Origin of the sequence: Streptacidiphilus jeojiense, from assembly GCF_000719095.1 — a bacterium.
GTDB lineage: Bacteria > Actinomycetota > Actinomycetes > Streptomycetales > Streptomycetaceae > Streptacidiphilus > Streptacidiphilus jeojiensis.
The window spans coordinates 94,981-112,796 of the sequence record NZ_JOEH01000005.1 but is presented as its reverse complement, the minus strand read 5'-3'; the positions used below and the strand labels follow the sequence as shown (position 1 = coordinate 112,796).

Annotated in this window: 12 protein-coding genes; 8 read left to right on the top strand and 4 right to left on the bottom strand. The window is 70.1% G+C overall.

The genetic code is table 11. The features are described from left to right. Nucleotides 1–20 precede the first annotated feature (20 nt). The gene (locus IF29_RS0108135) at nt 21–3,920 is read left to right on the top strand and encodes a DNA-directed RNA polymerase subunit beta' (protein WP_030251660.1); all 3,900 of its coding nucleotides are present in this window, start codon (nt 21–23) and stop codon (nt 3,918–3,920) included. Between the two features lie 81 nt (nt 3,921–4,001). On the opposite strand, the gene IF29_RS43305 is transcribed toward IF29_RS0108135, so the two are convergent. Together IF29_RS43305 and IF29_RS0108125 are read right to left on the bottom strand one after the other, a co-directional pair. Continuing rightward, a complete protein-coding gene (locus IF29_RS43305) occupies nt 4,002–6,356 on the bottom strand; it encodes a helicase-associated domain-containing protein (protein ID WP_051725040.1) in 2,355 nt (784 codons plus the stop codon). Between the two features lie 233 nt (nt 6,357–6,589). Next, the gene (locus tag IF29_RS0108125; RefSeq protein WP_084713729.1) at nt 6,590–7,993 is read right to left on the bottom strand and encodes a DUF2786 domain-containing protein; all 1,404 of its coding nucleotides are present in this window, start codon (nt 7,991–7,993) and stop codon (nt 6,590–6,592) included. A gap of 236 nt (nt 7,994–8,229) precedes the next feature. On the opposite strand from IF29_RS0108125, the gene IF29_RS0108120 reads away from it, so the two are divergent. From IF29_RS0108120 to tuf, 6 genes are all read left to right on the top strand, one after another. Beyond that, nucleotides 8,230–9,537, top strand: a complete 1,308-nt coding sequence (locus IF29_RS0108120) for a DUF2637 domain-containing protein (protein ID WP_084713726.1) — start codon at nt 8,230–8,232, stop codon at nt 9,535–9,537. Nucleotides 9,538–9,686: 149 nt separating this feature from the next. Continuing rightward, complete coding sequence (locus IF29_RS0108115; protein ID WP_051725039.1) at nt 9,687–10,409, top strand: DUF1707 and DUF4190 domain-containing protein; 723 nt, start codon at nt 9,687–9,689, stop codon at nt 10,407–10,409. Between the two features lie 351 nt (nt 10,410–10,760). Then, complete coding sequence (rpsL, locus tag IF29_RS0108110) at nt 10,761–11,132, top strand: 30S ribosomal protein S12 (RefSeq protein ID WP_014144289.1); 372 nt, start codon at nt 10,761–10,763, stop codon at nt 11,130–11,132. A 2-nt stretch (nt 11,133–11,134) separates the two neighbouring features. Further along, the gene (rpsG, locus tag IF29_RS0108105; RefSeq protein ID WP_030251646.1) at nt 11,135–11,605 is read left to right on the top strand and encodes a 30S ribosomal protein S7; all 471 of its coding nucleotides are present in this window, start codon (nt 11,135–11,137) and stop codon (nt 11,603–11,605) included. 42 nt (nt 11,606–11,647) lie between these two features. After that, nucleotides 11,648–13,753: an elongation factor G gene (fusA, locus tag IF29_RS0108100; protein ID WP_030251643.1), complete on the top strand. Its 2,106-nt coding sequence runs from the start codon at nt 11,648–11,650 to the stop codon at nt 13,751–13,753. A gap of 194 nt (nt 13,754–13,947) precedes the next feature. Further along, nucleotides 13,948–15,141 (top strand): elongation factor Tu, encoded by a 1,194-nt coding sequence (gene tuf / locus IF29_RS0108095; RefSeq protein WP_030251640.1) that lies wholly within the window; start codon nt 13,948–13,950, stop codon nt 15,139–15,141. A gap of 118 nt (nt 15,142–15,259) precedes the next feature. On the opposite strand, the gene rfbC is transcribed toward tuf, so the two are convergent. Beyond that, nucleotides 15,260–15,853, bottom strand: a complete 594-nt coding sequence (gene rfbC / locus IF29_RS0108090) for a dTDP-4-dehydrorhamnose 3,5-epimerase (RefSeq protein ID WP_198037344.1) — start codon at nt 15,851–15,853, stop codon at nt 15,260–15,262. A gap of 5 nt (nt 15,854–15,858) precedes the next feature. Continuing rightward, nucleotides 15,859–16,731 (bottom strand): glucose-1-phosphate thymidylyltransferase RfbA, encoded by an 873-nt coding sequence (rfbA, locus tag IF29_RS0108085; RefSeq protein WP_030251634.1) that lies wholly within the window; start codon nt 16,729–16,731, stop codon nt 15,859–15,861. A 102-nt stretch (nt 16,732–16,833) separates the two neighbouring features. On the opposite strand from rfbA, the gene rfbB reads away from it, so the two are divergent. Then, nucleotides 16,834–17,811 carry a dTDP-glucose 4,6-dehydratase gene (gene rfbB, locus IF29_RS0108080; protein WP_030251631.1) on the top strand — a complete coding sequence of 326 codons (978 nt, stop codon included), beginning with the start codon at nt 16,834–16,836 and terminating at the stop codon, nt 17,809–17,811. The last annotated feature ends 5 nt before the right edge of the window (nt 17,812–17,816 follow it).

Genomic DNA, 17,816 nt, shown 5'->3' with positions numbered 1-17,816 from the left:
GAAGGTGGGATTGACGACCCGTGCTCGACGTCAACTTCTTCGATGAACTGCGAATCGGCCTGGCGACCGCTGACGACATCCGTCAGTGGTCCCACGGCGAGGTCAAGAAGCCCGAGACCATCAACTACCGCACCCTCAAGCCGGAAAAGGACGGGCTCTTCTGCGAGAAGATCTTCGGCCCCACCCGGGACTGGGAGTGCTACTGCGGCAAGTACAAGCGCGTCCGCTTCAAGGGCATCATCTGTGAGCGCTGCGGCGTCGAGGTCACTCGCGCCAAGGTGCGTCGTGAGCGGATGGGCCACATCGAGCTGGCCGCCCCCGTCACGCACATCTGGTACTTCAAGGGCGTGCCGTCACGTCTGGGCTACCTCCTGGACCTTGCCCCCAAGGACCTCGAGAAGGTCATCTACTTCGCCGCCTACATGATCACGTGGGTGGACGACGAGCGCCGCACCCGTGACCTGTCCTCGCTGGAGGCCCAGGTCTCCGTCGAGCGCCAGCAGATCGAGCAGCGCCGCGACGCCGACCTGGAGACCCGCGCCAAGAAGCTCGAGGGCGACCTGGCCGAGCTCGAGGCCGAGGGTGCCAAGGCGGACGTGCGCCGCAAGGTGCGCGAAGGCGCCGAGCGCGAGATGAAGCAGCTCCGTGACCGGGCCCAGCGCGAGCTGGACCGTCTGGACGAGGTGTGGGCCCGCTTCAAGTCCCTCAAGGTCCAGGACCTGGAGGGTGACGAGCTGCTCTACCGCGAGCTGCGGGACCGCTTCGGCACCTACTTCTCCGGATCGATGGGAGCCGCGGCGCTGCAGAAGCGCCTGGAGACCTTCGACCTGGAGGAGGAGGCCGAGCGCCTCCGCGAGATCATCAAGACCGGCAAGGGCCAGAAGAAGACCCGTGCGCTCAAGCGCCTCAAGGTCGTCTCCGCGTTCCTGCAGACCACCAACAAGCCCTCGGGCATGGTGCTGGACTGCGTGCCGGTGATCCCGCCGGACCTGCGTCCGATGGTGCAGCTGGACGGTGGCCGCTTCGCGACCTCCGACCTGAACGACCTGTACCGCCGCGTGATCAACCGCAACAACCGCCTCAAGCGGCTCCTCGACCTCGGCGCGCCCGAGATCATCGTCAACAACGAGAAGCGCATGCTTCAGGAGGCCGTGGACGCGCTGTTCGACAACGGCCGCCGTGGCCGTCCGGTCACCGGTCCGGGCAACCGCCCGCTGAAGTCCCTGAGCGACATGCTCAAGGGCAAGCAGGGTCGTTTCCGCCAGAACCTGCTCGGCAAGCGAGTCGACTACTCGGCCCGTTCGGTCATCGTCGTCGGCCCGCAGCTCAAGCTGCACCAGTGCGGCCTGCCCAAGGCCATGGCGCTGGAGCTCTTCAAGCCGTTCGTGATGAAGCGCCTGGTGGACCTGAACCACGCGCAGAACATCAAGTCGGCCAAGCGCATGGTCGAGCGCGCCCGCCCGGTGGTCTGGGACGTCCTCGAAGAGGTCATCGCCGAGCACCCGGTGCTGCTGAACCGTGCGCCCACGCTGCACCGCCTCGGCATCCAGGCCTTCGAGCCGCAGCTGGTCGAGGGCAAGGCCATCCAGATCCACCCGCTCGTCTGCACCGCGTTCAACGCGGACTTCGACGGTGACCAGATGGCCGTGCACCTTCCGCTGTCCGCGGAGGCGCAGGCCGAGGCCCGCATCCTGATGCTGTCCTCCAACAACATCCTGAAGCCGGCCGACGGTCGTCCCGTCACCATGCCGACCCAGGACATGGTGCTGGGTCTGTTCTTCCTGACCTCGACCCGTGACCCGGAGACCCTCCGCGGCGTGGGCCGGGCGTTCGGTTCGACGCCGGAGGCCGTGATGGCCTTCGACGCCAAGACCCTGGACCTGCAGGCCGAGATCGACCTGCGGCTGCCGCTGGGCACCGTGCCGCCGCGCGGCTGGACCGCGCCGGTGGACGAGGACGGGAAGCCGACCTGGCAGGAGGGTGAGCAGCTGCGACTGCGCACCACCCTGGGCCGCGCGCTCTTCAACGAGCTGCTGCCCGAGGACTACCCGTTCGTCGAGGACGAGATCAACAAGAAGCAGCTCTCGGCGATCGTCAACGACCTCGCCGAGCGCTACCCCAAGGTCGTCGTGGCGGCGACCCTGGACAACCTGAAGGCGGCCGGTTTCCACTGGGCCACCCGCTCGGGCGTCACCGTCTCCATCTCGGACGTCGTGGTCCCGCCGAACAAGCCCCAGATCCTCGAGGGCTACGAGGCGCAGGCCGAGAAGGTCCAGAAGCAGTACGAGCGCGGTCTGATCACCAAGGACGAGCGCCAGCAGGAGCTCGTGGCGATCTGGACCAAGGCGACCAACGAGGTCGCCGACGCCATGAACGCGAACTTCCCGAAGACCAACCCCATCTTCATGATGGTGGACTCCGGGGCTCGCGGAAACATGATGCAGATGCGTCAGATCGCCGGTATGCGCGGTCTGGTGTCGAACGCCAAGAACGAGACCATCGCGCGACCCATCAAGGCGTCGTTCCGTGAGGGCCTCTCCGTGCTGGAGTACTTCATCTCCACCCACGGTGCCCGTAAGGGTCTGGCCGACACCGCCCTGCGTACCGCCGACTCCGGCTACCTCACCCGTCGTCTGGTCGACGTCTCCCAGGACGTCATCATTCGCGAGGAGGACTGCGGCACCGAGCGCGGCCTCAAGCTGCCGATCGGCACCGTGGGCTCGGACGGCGTGCTGCGCAAGGCGGAGGACGTCGAGACCAGCGTCTACGCCCGTGCGCTCGCCGAGGACATCGTCGTCGACGGCGAGGTGCTGGCCCCGGCCAACACCGACCTGGGCGACGTGCTGATCGACGAGCTGATCCGCCGCGGCATCTCCGAGGTCAAGACCCGCTCGATCCTGACCTGCGAGTCCGCCGTCGGCACCTGCGCCATGTGCTACGGCCGCTCGCTGGCCACCGGCAAGCTGGTCGACATCGGTGAGGCGGTCGGCATCATCGCCGCCCAGTCCATCGGTGAGCCCGGCACCCAGCTGACGATGCGTACCTTCCACACCGGTGGTGTGGCCGGTGACGACATCACCCAGGGTCTGCCGCGTGTGGTCGAGCTGTTCGAGGCCCGCAACCCGCGTGGTGTGGCCCCGATCAGCGAGGCCGAGGGCCGGGTCCGGATCGAGGACACCGAGAAGACCCGCAAGCTCGTGGTCACCCCGGACGACGGCAGCGAGGAGATCGCCTACCCGGTCTCCAAGCGCGTCAAGCTGCGGGTGTCCGAGGGCGAGCGGGTGGAGGTCGGCCAGCAGCTGACCGCCGGTACCGTCAACCCGCACGACGTCCTGCGCATCCTGGGCCAGCGTGCCGTCCAGATCCACCTGGTGGCCGAGGTCCAGAAGGTCTACAACTCGCAGGGTGTGTCGATCCACGACAAGCACATCGAGATCATCATCCGGCAGATGCTCCGCCGGGTCACGATCATCGAGTCCGGCGACGCCGAGCTGCTGCCCGGCGAGCTGGTCGAGCGCGGCCGCTTCGAGACCGAGAACCGTCGTGTGGTGTCCGAGAGCGGCCAGCCCGCCTCCGGCCGTCCGCAGCTGATGGGTATCACCAAGGCCTCGCTGGCGACCGAGTCCTGGCTGTCGGCCGCCTCCTTCCAGGAGACGACCCGGGTGCTCACCGACGCGGCGATCCACGCCAAGTCGGACCCGCTGCTGGGCCTGAAGGAGAACGTCATCCTCGGCAAGCTCATCCCGGCCGGTACGGGTCTGCCCCGCTACCGCAACATCCGGGTGGAGCCCACCGAGGAGGCCAAGGCCGCGATGTACTCGGCCGTCGGCTACGACGACATCGACTACTCGCCCTTCGGCACCGGCTCCGGCCAGGCTGTCCCGCTGGACGACTACGACTACGGCCCCTACACCGGCTGACAGTCGCAGCACGTAGTACGACCGGAGGGCGGCCACCCCGAGAGGGGTGGCCGCCCTTCGGCGTTCCCGGGCCCGACCTGCTCAGACCCTGCCGCGGTTGCGGCGCATCCGGTCGTAGTCGGGCATCCGCTGCTCCGCCCGGGTGCCGGGGGCGCGCTCCACCACCGTCACGCCGCTCTCTGCCTCCAGCACCGGCGCGTACCCCGCGGCGCGCAGGGCCTCCAGGGTGGCGCTGGGGGAGTGGGTGCTGATCAGCACGGTCGGTGCGATCCGGCGCAGCCCCAGCTTGGCCAGCACCCTGGTCTTCGACAGCTCCAGCACCAGCGCCTCGTCGTCGGAGCGGATGCAGCAGGCGGAGCGGACCACCCGGACCCGGCCGTGGGTCCTGCCGGTGTCCTTGACCAGGTACTCCAGCGGCTGCGGGAGCGCCCCCTCGGAAGCCTCCCGCAGCGCCGCGAGCAGGTCGTCGGCGCTCATGCCGGCGTCCAGGGCGCGGCGTACCGAGCCGGCACTGAAGCGCCAGACCACCGCATGCCCCTCCGACTCCCGGTCGGCGGCCGAGCCCATCAGCTCCGCCAGGGCCGCCGAGGGGGCGCCGGCGGCGACGGCGGTCAGATCCGCCTGGAACCTGGCGGTCCGCTGCGGCGGGGGCAGCAGCGCCGCGCAGGCCTCCCGCAGCAGCCGCAGCGGGCCCGCGTAGGCGTCGCCGTCCTTGGCGGCGACGCCCGGCACGCAGGGGAACCAGTCGGCGGCGTCGGTCTCCAGCAGCGCCAGCACCGCCTCGCCCAGCGGGCTCGGCCGGCCGTGGGCCAGCACACCCAGCTGTTCCGCCTCCAGCAGCGTCTCCAGCACCCGGCCCAGGCCGTCCTCGTCCAGGGTGACCAGACCGGGGCTGTGCCAACCCACCAGCCGGACCAGCTCCTCCAGGGTCTCGGCGGCGAAGGCCGCCACCGGGCCCAGGCCCTCGCCGGGCGGCAGCGAGGCCAGCGCCCGGAGCAGTTCGCGGCGCAGCGGTACCGCCTCCCGGTCCTGCGGGGCCACCAGGGCCACCGGGGTCTCCTCCCGGTACTCCGGCCACCAGGTCAGCACCTCGGGGATGACCGCCCAGGTGGCCACCACCGGGACCAGCCGCTCGGCGGGGGACCGGGACAGCCAGTCGTCGTAGCGGGCGGTCGGCAGCAGTCGCAGCGGGGCGCTGGGCACGGCCGCGCGCCGGCTGCGGCCCCGGGGCGCCGGGCCGTCCGGCACCTCCTGGTGGTCGCCGAGCAGATCGGCGTTGTAGGCGAGATCCAGCCACAGCCGGGTCTGCTCCTCGGGCGCCTCGATGGCCTTGGCCAGCCTCCTGGTGTCCCTGACGGCCAGGCCGCCGGACTTGCGGATCCCCGGGGGAGCGGCGGCGCAGGCGGCCAGCAGCAGTTCCATCCTGCGGCTGGCCGAGGCCGCGGCGGCCCGCGCCTCCGGCAGGGCCTCGGGTACCGGGCGGACGCCGGTGGCGAGCACCGGGGGCTCGGGGTCGAACCGGGCGGTGATCCGGCCCCCGGCCGCGGCGTCCAGGACCTCGTAGGGCAGCTCGACCAGGTCGGGTCCGACCGGGACCAGCATCCCGTGCTCGGCCAGCCAGTCGGTGGCGGGGTCGCCGGAGCCGCCGGGCCGCAGCTGGTACTTGGTGGCCGCACCGTAGTGGTACCCGCCGAGCGGGACGAAGCAGTGGGTGCGCAGCAGGGGCGGTCCCTGCACCAGCAGCTGCAGCATTTCGGCCACGTCCGGCGGTGCGCCGGCGATCAGCGAACGCATCCGCTCGCGGTCGCCGAGCGCGGCGACCACGGCCGCCTGGGCGGTCTCCCGGTTGCGGTTGGACGGCAGGTCGAGTCCGGCCGCGATCCGGTGCACCTCGGGTGCGTTGAAGGCCTCGGTCATCAGCTGGGCGGCCGGGCGGCTCAGGCCCATGGCCTCGGCCAGGTGCCGGTGGACGAAGCCGGGCAGCGCGAGCTCCTCGGCGTCGGGTGGGGCGTCCGGTGGGGCGTCGGCGGGCAGTACCAGGGCCAGTCGCTGAAGCTCCGTCAGAACCCGCTCTGCGGCGGCCCGCAGGGCCTGGTCGTCACCGGCGAGGAACTCCAGCAGCGCCTCGGTCGCCACCGGGCGGGAGGACGGCTCCAGCGGGGTCCAGTAGGGCTGCGGCATCAGTGCGCCGTGCCGCCGGGCGGCCAGCCAGACCGCGGCGGACAGCAGCTGCAGCCCGGGCGCGGTCAGCCGGCCGACGGCGTCGCCGACCGAGCGGTCCTCCAGAAGCCGCTGGGCCAGCTCGTCGAGGCTCTGCGGGCCCGGCCCGGTGCGACGCCGGGTGTCGCCGTGCACTCGGCGGGCATCCAGCAGCTCGGCCAACTCGTCGGGGGTGAGCGCGGCGAGCGAGGCGGCCAGGGCTTCGACGGATTTCACGGGGGTGCTCCAGGTGCGTGCCGACGGTCCTCCGACGTTAGCGCGTGCCGCCTGGGGGGCGGGGCGGGTCGGTAGGGAACCACCCGTGGGCGGAGGTGCGGAGGGATCTGGGTTGCGGACCGTAGCTGGCTTGTCGCGCAGTTCCCCGCGCCCCTGAGCAATTGCAACTGAGCCAGTTGCAGCCCCCCAGGGGCGCGGGGAACTGCGCGGCCAACCATGCACACGCTTCAGCGCTACCGCGGCAGCTCCGCCCCGTGCCCCCGCAGCTGCGCGCGGTCCGCCGCGGCGCGCCCCTGGGTCCAGCCCTCGTAGTCGCTGGCCCTGATCGCCCGGCCGGCCCTGGCGTTGGGAAACATCTGCTCGGTGGACCGGCGCACCGCCTCCTCCCGGGCGGCGAGCACCGGCAGCAGCCCGGAGGAGTCCTCGCGGCCCTCGGCGCGCAGCCCGACCAGTGCCTCCTCGGTCGCCTGCGCGGTCGCCCCGGAGAGCCGCTCCCTGATCCGGGCCGCGTAGGAGATCAGGAACGACTGCCGGAAGCCCTTGGTGCGCGAGCCGCCGGCGCCCCCACCCTGTATCCCCGCGCTGTTCATCGCCCCGGTCGCCTGCACCAGCAGTGAGGTGTACAGCAGCTCGACCGCCTCCAGGTCGGCGGGGAAGCCCACCACCGTGCAGAAGCCCAACTCCTTGGTCCACAGCGAGGTGGCCCGGTTGGCACCGGCGACCGCGTCCAGCAGCAGCGCCTTGGGCGCCTCATAGGGGTTGTCCACCCCGATCCGGCAGGCCCCCGGCTCGGCCCGGCTGCCCGAGGAGGCCGCCAGCAGCGCCTCGTCGATGCTGTGCTGCGCCATCAGCTGCTGGGCCTTGGCGGTCAGCGCCTCGGCCTCGTCGGGGAACTCGGTGGACTCCGCCTTGGCCAGCAGCGCCCGGATCCGGCCGAGCATCCTGGGCTCGCTCCCGGTCTTCGGGGTGAACGGCAGGGCGGCGCCGTTGGTCCGCGGCGCGGCGCCGGGCGGTGGGCCGAGCAGGGTCAGTGGTGGCAGCCGGCCGATCAACCGGTACAGCTCCAGCAGCAGCGTCGCCACCGAGAAGCGGTCCAGCCGTTCCCGGTCCGAGACGCCGGGCAGGAAGGCGTCGTCCTGCCCCCACCACTCGGCGGCCTCCAACTCCCGCAGCTGGCCGGTCCAGCGCGGGTCGAGACCGGCCGCGGCGTAGCCGCGCAGCTCGGCGGCCATCAGGTCGACCGCCAGCCGCAGGTGTCGCGTCGTCAGTTCCCGGCGCACCGCCCGGGCCAGGTCGGCGGGCTGCCAGCCGGCCCGCCAGAGCCGTGCCAGCTGCGCGCCGCTCACCAGCAGCACCGCCCGCCCGGTCTCCGGCCAGCGTGCGGAGGGCTCGGAGAGCAGGCTCGCGGCCTGGTCCAGCGCGAGGTGGTAGCCGTCCTCGGAGGAGTACAGCACCGAGCCGCAGGCCGCCTCCACCAGCTCCCGCAGCGACGGCTCCTGCTGCTCCTGCCCCTGCTGCTGGGCGCGGGCGTGCTGCTGCGGGGTGCCGTCGTCGGGTACGTGCACGTGCCGGGCCTGCTGGTGGGCCGTCTGGTCCCGCTTCTTGACCCTGCGGTACTGCGGGTTGCGCCTGCCCATGACGGCCCTCCTTCTTGTCCCTCGGTGCGGCCCCCCACGGGCCGCGGTCCCCCCATTGTCCCGGAACGGGCCGCAAGGCCCCGAAGAACACGCTCCGCCACATCATGGCAGCAGGGTGTGACATTCCCCGGTGGCCCGAAAAAGCAGCGACCCGGTTGTGGCAAGCTGTCCCCGCTCACGGCACAACCAGACCGCCAAACCCAAATGAACGAGCAGACCCAGGGGTTGAACGAGCGATGGCAGGCCCTGCGATAACCCGTACGCACCGCGCGCTCATCGGCGTGGTCGCCGCCGGCGCGTTCATCATCGCCGGTATCGGCTTCACCGGTTCCTACGCCGCGGTGCGTGAACTGGCCCTGCACAAGGGCTTCGGGAACTTCTCCTACGTCTTCCCGATCGGCGTGGACGTCGGGATCGCCGTCCTGCTGGCGCTGGACCTGGTGCTGACCTGGCTGCGCATCCCCTTCCCGCTGCTGCGGCAGACCGCATGGCTGCTCACGGCCGGGACCATCGTCTTCAACGCGGCCTCCTCCTGGGGCGACCCGCTGGCGATGGCGATGCATGCCATCATCCCGGTGCTCTTCGTGGTGGTGGTGGAGGCGGCCCGGCACGCCATCGGGCGGATCGCCGACATCAGCGCGGACCGGCACATGGAGTCGGTGCGGCTGATGCGCTGGCTGCTGTCGCCGGTGCCCACGTTCCGGCTGTGGCGCCGGATGAAGCTGTGGGAGCTGCGCTCCTACGACGAGGTGGTCCGGCTGGAGCAGAACCGGCTGGTCTACCGCACCCACCTGCGGGCCAGGTACGGCCGCGGCTGGCGCCGCCAGGCGCCGATCGAGACCCTGCTGCCGCTGAAGCTGGCCAAGTACGGCGTGCCGCTGGACCTGGACGTGATCCGCAACGCCCCGCTGCCCGGCGCGGAGCAGGTCGCGCAGGCCCAGCCGGCGCCCCAGCTCGCCCCCGCGGCCCAGGACACGTCGGCACCGTTCCCGGCGCAGTCGGCGCAGCCCGCCCCCGCACCGGTCCAGCAGCCGATGCCCGGGCCGGTGCAGTACCTGGACGAGCCTCCGCTGGCCCGCCCCTTCGCCCCGGCGGGCCCGGGCGCGCCCGCGGCCCCCCAGTCGGTGCTCGGATTCCGGCCGGTGCCCCGGTCCCGTCCGGTCCCGGACCCCGACCCGGTCGCCGTGCTCACCAAGCTGGCCGCGGCCCGACACCGCCTCCCGGTCGAGCCCGAGCCGGTCGAGGCCGAGCCGGTCCAGGACGACGAGGGCCCCGAGGTGTGGTTCGCCACCAGGAACGCGCCCGATCCGGCGGTGGAGCCGGAGCACGACGCCGACACCGCCGATCCGCTGGACGCCTACCTCGACGGACTGCTCAGCTACCGCGAGGCGCACGGCGTCGACCCCGACCCGCACGGACTCTCCGAGCACCTCTTCACCGCCCACGGCCTGGCGGCTCCCAGCGGCGACCAGCCGATCGGCGCCGAGGCGCTGCGCCGGCACTGGCCGGAGCTGCAGCAGCGCTACGCCGCCCGCTTCGAGTAACCCCGCACCCGGCCCCACTGCTGAGGTTGTGTCACAACTCCTCTACACAGGACCCGGGCACGATGCGATCCGCCCGAACGTCTTGCACTATGGGGAAGCAAGACGCCGTGCCCGGGCCCAGGCGCCGGGTGCACTCGGGGAGGTCGCCGTTGTCCACGCACCAGCAGCCGAAGCATCCGATGCAGCAGTGGCAGGGCGCCCAGCCGGGACGCCCCCCGCGGCCGACCGTGCCCTACCGGCAGGTGCCGGCCCGGCCGGCCACGGACGACATCGCCGGGATGCGTGCCTCGCACGCGGACCGGGAGCGGACCATCGACGTGCTGAAGTCCGCCTACGCCGAAGGCAGGCTGACCCCGGACGAGTACAACGAGCGGGTGGAGCAGATCTACCGCTCGCAGACCTACGGCGAGCTGTCCGGTGTGATCCAGGACCTCCCCAGCGGCCCCATGCCGGTGCCCTACCTGACGCCCGCACCGGTCATCCCCGCGGCCTTCGCCCCCTACCCGGGCGGATACCCGGTGCCCGGCCCGTACGCCTACGGCCGTCCGTTCGATCCGTACAGCCCCAACCCCTACGCGCCGCCGCCCCGGCTGCGCCGTACCAACGGTCTGGCGGTGGCGGCCCTGGTGCTGGGCCTGGCCGAGCTGCCGACCCTCGGCATCACCGCCCTGCCCGCGCTGATCTGCGGCCACATCGCCCGCGGCCAGCTTCGCGACCGGGACGAGGACGGCGACGGGATGGCGGTGGCCGGTATCGTGCTGGGCTGGCTCGCGGTGGCGATCTTCTTCGTGGTGCTCTTCCTCGGCGTGGTCTCCTCCGCGCACGGCAGCTCCGGAGGTGGGATGATGCCCGCCCCGGCCGCCGGCGGCTGAGCCGCAGCGGCCCGAGGCCGGTCGTACCCGACCCCCGACCGGCGCAGGCACACTCCGTCCGCCCTCGCAACCGCTCCGGCGCCGACGCCCTGACCTGCGGCTGCCCATGTGTTTTGACCCGCGCCGATGCGCTAGGTACGCTCTGACCTTGTGCCTGGGGTGTCCCCGGGTCTCTTGTGCGTGCGTGCATATCAGGCCGCCGCGTCATGGGAACCGCGCTTCCACACCGCTCCTCCGCAAGGAGTCGAGGGGATGGGAAGCGGCCCGACACACCCGACCGCGTGGGTCGGCGTCGGAGAGACACAACCAGGGTAGTTTCACCAGCGATGGCACAAAGAAGACGGAGATAGCGTGCCTACGATTCAGCAGCTGGTCCGAAAGGGCCGGCAGGACAAGGTCGAGAAGAACAAGACGCCCGCACTGAAGGGTTCCCCTCAGCGCCGCGGCGTCTGCACGCGTGTGTACACGACCACCCCGAAGAAGCCGAACTCGGCTCTCCGCAAGGTCGCCCGCGTGCGCCTCACCAGTGGTATCGAGGTCACCGCCTACATTCCGGGCGAGGGTCACAACCTGCAGGAGCACTCCATCGTGCTCGTGCGTGGCGGTCGTGTGAAGGACCTGCCGGGTGTGCGTTACAAGATCATCCGCGGCTCGCTGGACACCCAGGGTGTCAAGAACCGCAAGCAGGCCCGCAGCCGCTACGGCGCCAAGAAGGAGAAGTAAGCATGCCTCGTAAGGGCCCCGCCCCGAAGCGCCCGGTCATCATCGACCCGGTTTACGGCTCCCCTGTGGTGACGTCGCTCGTCAACAAGATCCTCCTGCACGGCAAGCGCTCCACCGCCGAGCGCATCGTGTACGGCGCCCTCGAGGGCGTCCGCGAGAAGACCGGTGCAGACCCGGTGGTCGCGCTCAAGCGCGCCCTGGAGAACGTCAAGCCGACCCTCGAGGTCAAGTCCCGCCGTGTCGGTGGCGCGACCTACCAGGTGCCGGTCGAGGTCAAGCCGGGCCGTGCCAACACCCTGGCGCTGCGCTGGCTCGTCGGTTACTCCCGCGCCCGTCGCGAGAAGACCATGACCGAGCGTCTGCTGAACGAGATCCTGGACGCGAGCAACGGTCTGGGCGCCTCCGTGAAGCGTCGCGAGGACACCCACAAGATGGCCGAGTCCAACAAGGCCTTCGCGCACTACCGCTGGTAGTCCGAACCCCGTCAGAACCAAGAAAGAGAGAGACGAGCCACCATGGCTGCAACCTCCCTTGACCTTGCCAGGGTCCGCAACATCGGGATCATGGCGCACATCGACGCGGGCAAGACGACCACCACTGAGCGGATCCTCTTCTACACCGGTGTCTCGTACAAGATCGGTGAGGTCCACGATGGCGCTGCCACCATGGACTGGATGGAGCAGGAGCAGGAGCGCGGCATCACGATCACGTCGGCCGCGACGACCTGTCACTGGACGGTTGACGGTGTGGACAACACCATCAACATCATCGACACGCCGGGCCACGTCGACTTCACCGTCGAGGTGGAGCGTTCGCTGCGCGTGCTCGACGGTGCCGTCACGGTGTTCGACGGTGTGGCCGGTGTCGAGCCCCAGTCCGAGACCGTGTGGCGTCAGGCTGACCGCTACAACGTCCCGCGCATCTGCTTCGTCAACAAGCTGGACCGCGTCGGCGCGGAGTTCTTCCGCTGCGTCGACTCGATCATCGACCGGCTGGGCGCGACCCCGCTGGTGATGCAGCTGCCCATCGGTGCCGAGGCGGACTTCCAGGGCGTCATCGACCTGGTCGCCATGAAGGCGCTGGTGTGGTCGGCCGAGGCCGCCAAGGGTGAGATGTACGACACCCTCGACATCCCGGCGTCGCACGCCGAGATCGCCGAGGAGTGGCGCGCCAAGCTCATCGAGACGGCCGCCGAGGGCGACGACGAGCTGATGGAGCTGTTCCTGGAGGGCGAGGAGCCCACCGAGGAGCAGCTGGTCGCCGGCATCCGCCGCGGCACCATCGCCGGTAACTTCACCCCGGTCTTCTGCGGCACCGCGTTCAAGAACAAGGGCGTCCAGCCCCTGCTCGACGCGGTCGTGAAGTACCTCCCCTCCCCGATCGACGTCGAGGGCGTCATGGGCCACAAGCCCGGTGACGAGTCGGTGGAGATCTTCCGCAAGGCCTCGGACGACGAGCCGCTGTCGGCGCTGGCGTTCAAGATCATGTCGGACCCGCACCTGGGCAAGCTCACCTTCATCCGGATCTACTCCGGGCGTCTCGAGGCCGGCACCGCCGTCCTCAACTCGGTGAAGGGCCGCAAGGAGCGCATCGGCAAGATCTACCGCATGCACGCCAACAAGCGTGAGGAGATCGACTCGGTGGGCGCCGGCGACATCGTCGCCGTCATGGGTCTCAAGCAGACCACCACCGGCGAGACCCTGAGCGACGACAAGCAGCCGGTGATCCTGGAGTCCATGGACTTCCCGGCGCCGGTCATCCGCGTCGCCATCGAGCCCAAGTCGAAGGGCGACCAGGAGCGTCTGGGCGTCGCGATCCAGCGGCTGGCCGAGGAGGACCCGTCCTTCCAGGTCAACACCGACGAGGAGACCGGCCAGACGATCATCGCGGGTATGGGCGAGCTGCACCTCGAGGTGCTGGTCGACCGTATGAAGCGTGAGTTCCGGGTCGAGGCCAACGTCGGCAAGCCCCAGGTCGCGTACCGCGAGACGATCCGCAAGGCCGTCGAGCGTATCGACTACACGCACAAGAAGCAGACCGGTGGTTCCGGCCAGTTCGCGAAGATCCAGATCGCGATCGAGCCGCTGGACACCGCCGAGGGCTACGAGTTCGTGAACAAGGTCACCGGTGGCCGCGTTCCGAAGGAGTACATCCCCTCGGTCGACGCCGGTGCGCAGGAGGCCATGGAGTTCGGCGTGCTCGCCGGATACCCGCTCCAGGGCGTCCGCGTGATCCTGCTCGACGGTGCCTCCCACGACGTCGACTCCTCGGAGCTGGCGTTCAAGATCGCCGGTTCGATGGCGTTCAAGGAGGGTGCCCGCAAGGCGTCCCCCGTGCTCCTCGAGCCGATGATGGCCGTCGAGGTCACCACGCCCGAGGACTACATGGGCGATGTGATCGGCGACATCAACTCCCGCCGCGGCCAGATCCAGGCCATGGAGGAGCGCAGCGGCGCCCGGGTCGTCAAGGCCCTCGTCCCGCTGTCCGAGATGTTCGGCTACGTCGGCGACCTGCGCAGCAAGACGTCGGGCCGCGCCAGCTACTCGATGCAGTTCGACTCGTACGCCGAGGTTCCCCGGAACGTGGCGGAAGAGATCATCGCTAAGGCCAAGGGCGAGTAAGCACCGGGACATCCCGGTACGTACCACCCTTTAGGCTGTAGGAGGCGGCCCGGGGTCTGCCGCAAGGCGACCCCCGGGCCCCCTCCGGCCCCCACCCCCGGGCCGGAACCGGGCGCTGACAGGCGGCGGAACCGGCGCGATATCAGACCACCTGACGTCGTACGGCGTACAGAACCAGTCCTCAGGAGGACCCAGTGGCGAAGGCGAAGTTCGAGCGGACGAAGCCCCACGTCAACATCGGCACCATCGGTCACATCGACCACGGTAAGACGACCCTTACCGCGGCGATCACCAAGGTGCTGCACGACGCGTACCCGAACCTGAACGAGGCCTCGGCCTTCGACCAGATCGACAAGGCGCCGGAAGAGCGTCAGCGCGGTATCACCATCTCCATCGCGCACGTCGAGTACCAGACCGAGGCGCGTCACTACGCCCACGTCGACTGCCCGGGTCACGCGGACTACATCAAGAACATGATCACCGGTGCCGCGCAGATGGACGGCGCGATCCTGGTCGTGGCCGCCACCGACGGCCCGATGCCGCAGACCAAGGAGCACGTGCTCCTGGCCCGCCAGGTCGGCGTCCCCTACATCGTCGTCGCCCTGAACAAGGCCGACATGGTGGACGACGAGGAGATCCTGGAGCTCGTCGAGCTCGAGGTGCGCGAGCTCCTCTCCGAGTACGAGTTCCCGGGCGACGACCTCCCCGTCGTGCGCGTCTCGGCGCTGAAGGCGCTCGAGGGCGACAAGGAGTGGGGCGAGAAGCTGCTCGGCCTCATGGCCGCCGTGGACGAGGCCATCCCCACCCCGGCCCGCGAGGTCGACCTGCCGTTCCTGATGCCGATCGAGGACGTCTTCACGATCACCGGTCGTGGCACCGTCGTCACCGGCCGCATCGAGCGCGGTGTGCTCAAGGTCAACGAGACCGTCGACATCATCGGCATCAAGGAAGCCAAGACCACCACCACGGTCACCGGCATCGAGATGTTCCGCAAGCTGCTCGACGAGGGCCAGGCCGGTGAGAACGTCGGTCTGCTGCTCCGTGGCATCAAGCGCGAGGACGTCGAGCGCGGCCAGGTCATCATCAAGCCGGGTTCGGTCACGCCGCACACCGACTTCGAGGCCCAGGCCTACATCCTGTCGAAGGACGAGGGTGGCCGTCACACCCCCTTCTTCAACAACTACCGCCCGCAGTTCTACTTCCGCACCACGGACGTGACCGGCGTCGTCACCCTCCCCGAGGGCACCGAGATGGTCATGCCCGGCGACAACACCGCCATGACGGTCGCGCTGATCCAGCCGATCGCCATGGAGGAGGGCCTGAAGTTCGCCATCCGTGAGGGTGGCCGCACCGTCGGCGCCGGCCAGGTCACCAAGATCATCAAGTAGTACCTGATCTGATCGACCTGCCTGCACCAGCAGCGCACAGCAGAGAGCCCCGCACCGTCGTGAGACGGTGCGGGGCTCTCTGCTGCTTCCGCCCGTCCTCGCGGGCGAAGGTGAATTCTCAGCGAACAGTGAGGCCCGCGGTGAAGGCCTTGGTCTGCTCGTAGTCCGGCAGCAGCCCGGAGGCGATCGCCTCGGCGAGCGAGGGCGCCGACTCGTCCTTGGCGGAGAGCTGCGGCGCCGAGGCGGGCCACTCGATCGCCAGGTCGGGGTCGAGCGGGTGGACGCCGTGCTCGCCGGTCGGGCTGTAGGTCTCGGAGCAGAGGTAGGTCAGCGTGGCGTCGTCGGTGAGCGCGCAGAAGCCGTGCCCGAGCCCCTCGGAGAGGTAGACCGCACGGCGGTCCGTGTCGTCCAGCCGGACGCCCTCCCACTGCCCGAAGGTGGGGGAGCCCACCCGCAGGTCCACGATCACGTCGAGCACCGCGCCGCGCACGCAGGTCACGTACTTGGCCTGGCCGGGCGGCACATCGGCGAAGTGGATCCCGCGCACCACACCGGCGGCGGACACCGACAGGTTGCCCTGGGCCAGTCGCAGCGGGTGCCCGACCTCGGCGGCCAGGTGGTCGAAGCGGTACCACTCCATGAACAGTCCGCGCGGGTCGCCGTGCTGCTGGGGGGTGATCTCCCAGGCGCCCTCGATACCGAGCTCGCGGATCTTCACTAGACGGTCTCCTCTTCCAACAGGCGTACCAGGTAGTCGCCGTAACCGCTCTTCAGCAGCGGCTCGGCCAGTTCGCGGAGCTGCTCGTCGCTGATCAGGCCGCGGCGCCAGACGGCCTCCTCGATGCAGCCGATCTTCAGGCCCTGGCGCTCCTCGATCACCCGGACGAACTCCGAGGCCTGCACCATCGAGACGAAGGTCCCGGTGTCCAGCCAGGCGGTACCGCGGTCGAGGACGGTGACGCTCAGTTCGCCCGCCCGCAGGTAGGCGTCGTTGACCGCGGTGATCTCCAGTTCGCCGCGGGCGCTGGGCTCCAGCGTGGCGGCGATCTCGACCACCCGGTTGTCGTAGAAGTACAGACCGGGGACGGCGTAGCGGGACTTGGGCTTCTCGGGCTTCTCCTCGATGGAGACCGCCTTGCCCGCCGCGTCGAACTCCACCACGCCGTAGGCGCACGGGTCGGCCACGGGGTAGGCGAAGATCCGGCCGCCGACCAGGTCGGAGTGGCCGGCCAGCCGGCTGCCGAGACCGCTGCCGTGGAAGATGTTGTCGCCCAGGACCAGGGCGACCGAGTCGTCCCCGATGAAGTCGGCGCCGAGGACGAAGGCCTCGGCGATCCCGTTGGGCTTCTCCTGCACGGCGTAGCTCAGGCTCAGCCCCCACTGGGAGCCGTCGCCGAGCAGGCGCTCGAACTGGTCGCGATCGTTGGGGGTGGTGATGATCAGGATCTCGTCTATCCCCGCCATCACCAGTGTCGAGAGCGGATAGTAGACCATCGGTTTGTCGAATACGGGTAGGAGCTGCTTCGACACGGCACGGGTGAGCGGCCACAGGCGCGAGCCGGTCCCACCCGCCAGGAGGATTCCACGCATGAACGGAGTTTAGACCGGGCGAGGACCGCCACTGTGCGCCCCGTATGATGCCTCCTGGTACTCAGGTCGACCACATGAGATCTCTCCCCGGGAAGTTGGAGCATGCGAATTCTCGTAACCGGCGGTGCCGGATTCATCGGTTCCGAGTTCGTCCGCCAGCTGCTGGGCGCTGACGCCGGAACCCGGATCACGGTGCTGGACAAGCTGACCTACTCGGGTGTCGAGGAGAACCTCGCTCCGGTGGCGGACCACCCGGGTTACACCTTCGTCCGCGGTGACATCTGCGACGCCGACGTGGTCGACCAGGTGATGCCCGGTCACGACGCGGTCGTGCACTTCGCCGCCGAGTCGCATGTGGACCGTTCCATCGCCGGTGCCGGCCCGTTCGTGACCACCAACGTGCTGGGCACCCAGGTGCTGCTGGACTCGGCCCGCAAGCACGGCGTCGGCCGCTTCGTGCACGTGTCCACCGACGAGGTCTACGGCTCGATCAGCGAGGGCTCCTGGACCGAGGAGTGGCCGCTGCAGCCCAACTCCCCGTACTCGGCCTCCAAGGCCGCCTCGGACCTGCTCGCGCTGGCCTACCACCGGACCCACGGCATGGACGTGGTGGTGACCCGCTGCTCCAACAACTACGGGCACTACCAGTTCCCGGAGAAGGTCATCCCGCTGTTCACCACCAACCTGCTGGACGGCAAGACCGTCCCGCTGTACGGCACCGGCGGCAACATCCGCGACTGGCTGCACGTCTCGGACCACTGCCGCGGCATCGAGCTCGCGCTGCTCAAGGGCCGGGCCGGCGAGGTCTACAACATCGGCGGCGGCACCGAGATCACCAACAAGGAGCTCACCGGTCTGCTGCTGGACGCGGCCGGTGTCGGCTGGGACATGGTCGTGCCGGTCGAGGACCGCAAGGGCCACGACCTCCGCTACTCGCTGGACATCACCAAGATCGGCGACGAGCTCGGCTACGCCCCCCAGGTCCGCTTCGAGGACGGCCTCGCCGCCACCATCGCCTGGTACCGGGACAACCGGGCCTGGTGGGAGCCGCTCAAGCAGAAGGCGGCGCTGGAGTCGTGACTGCC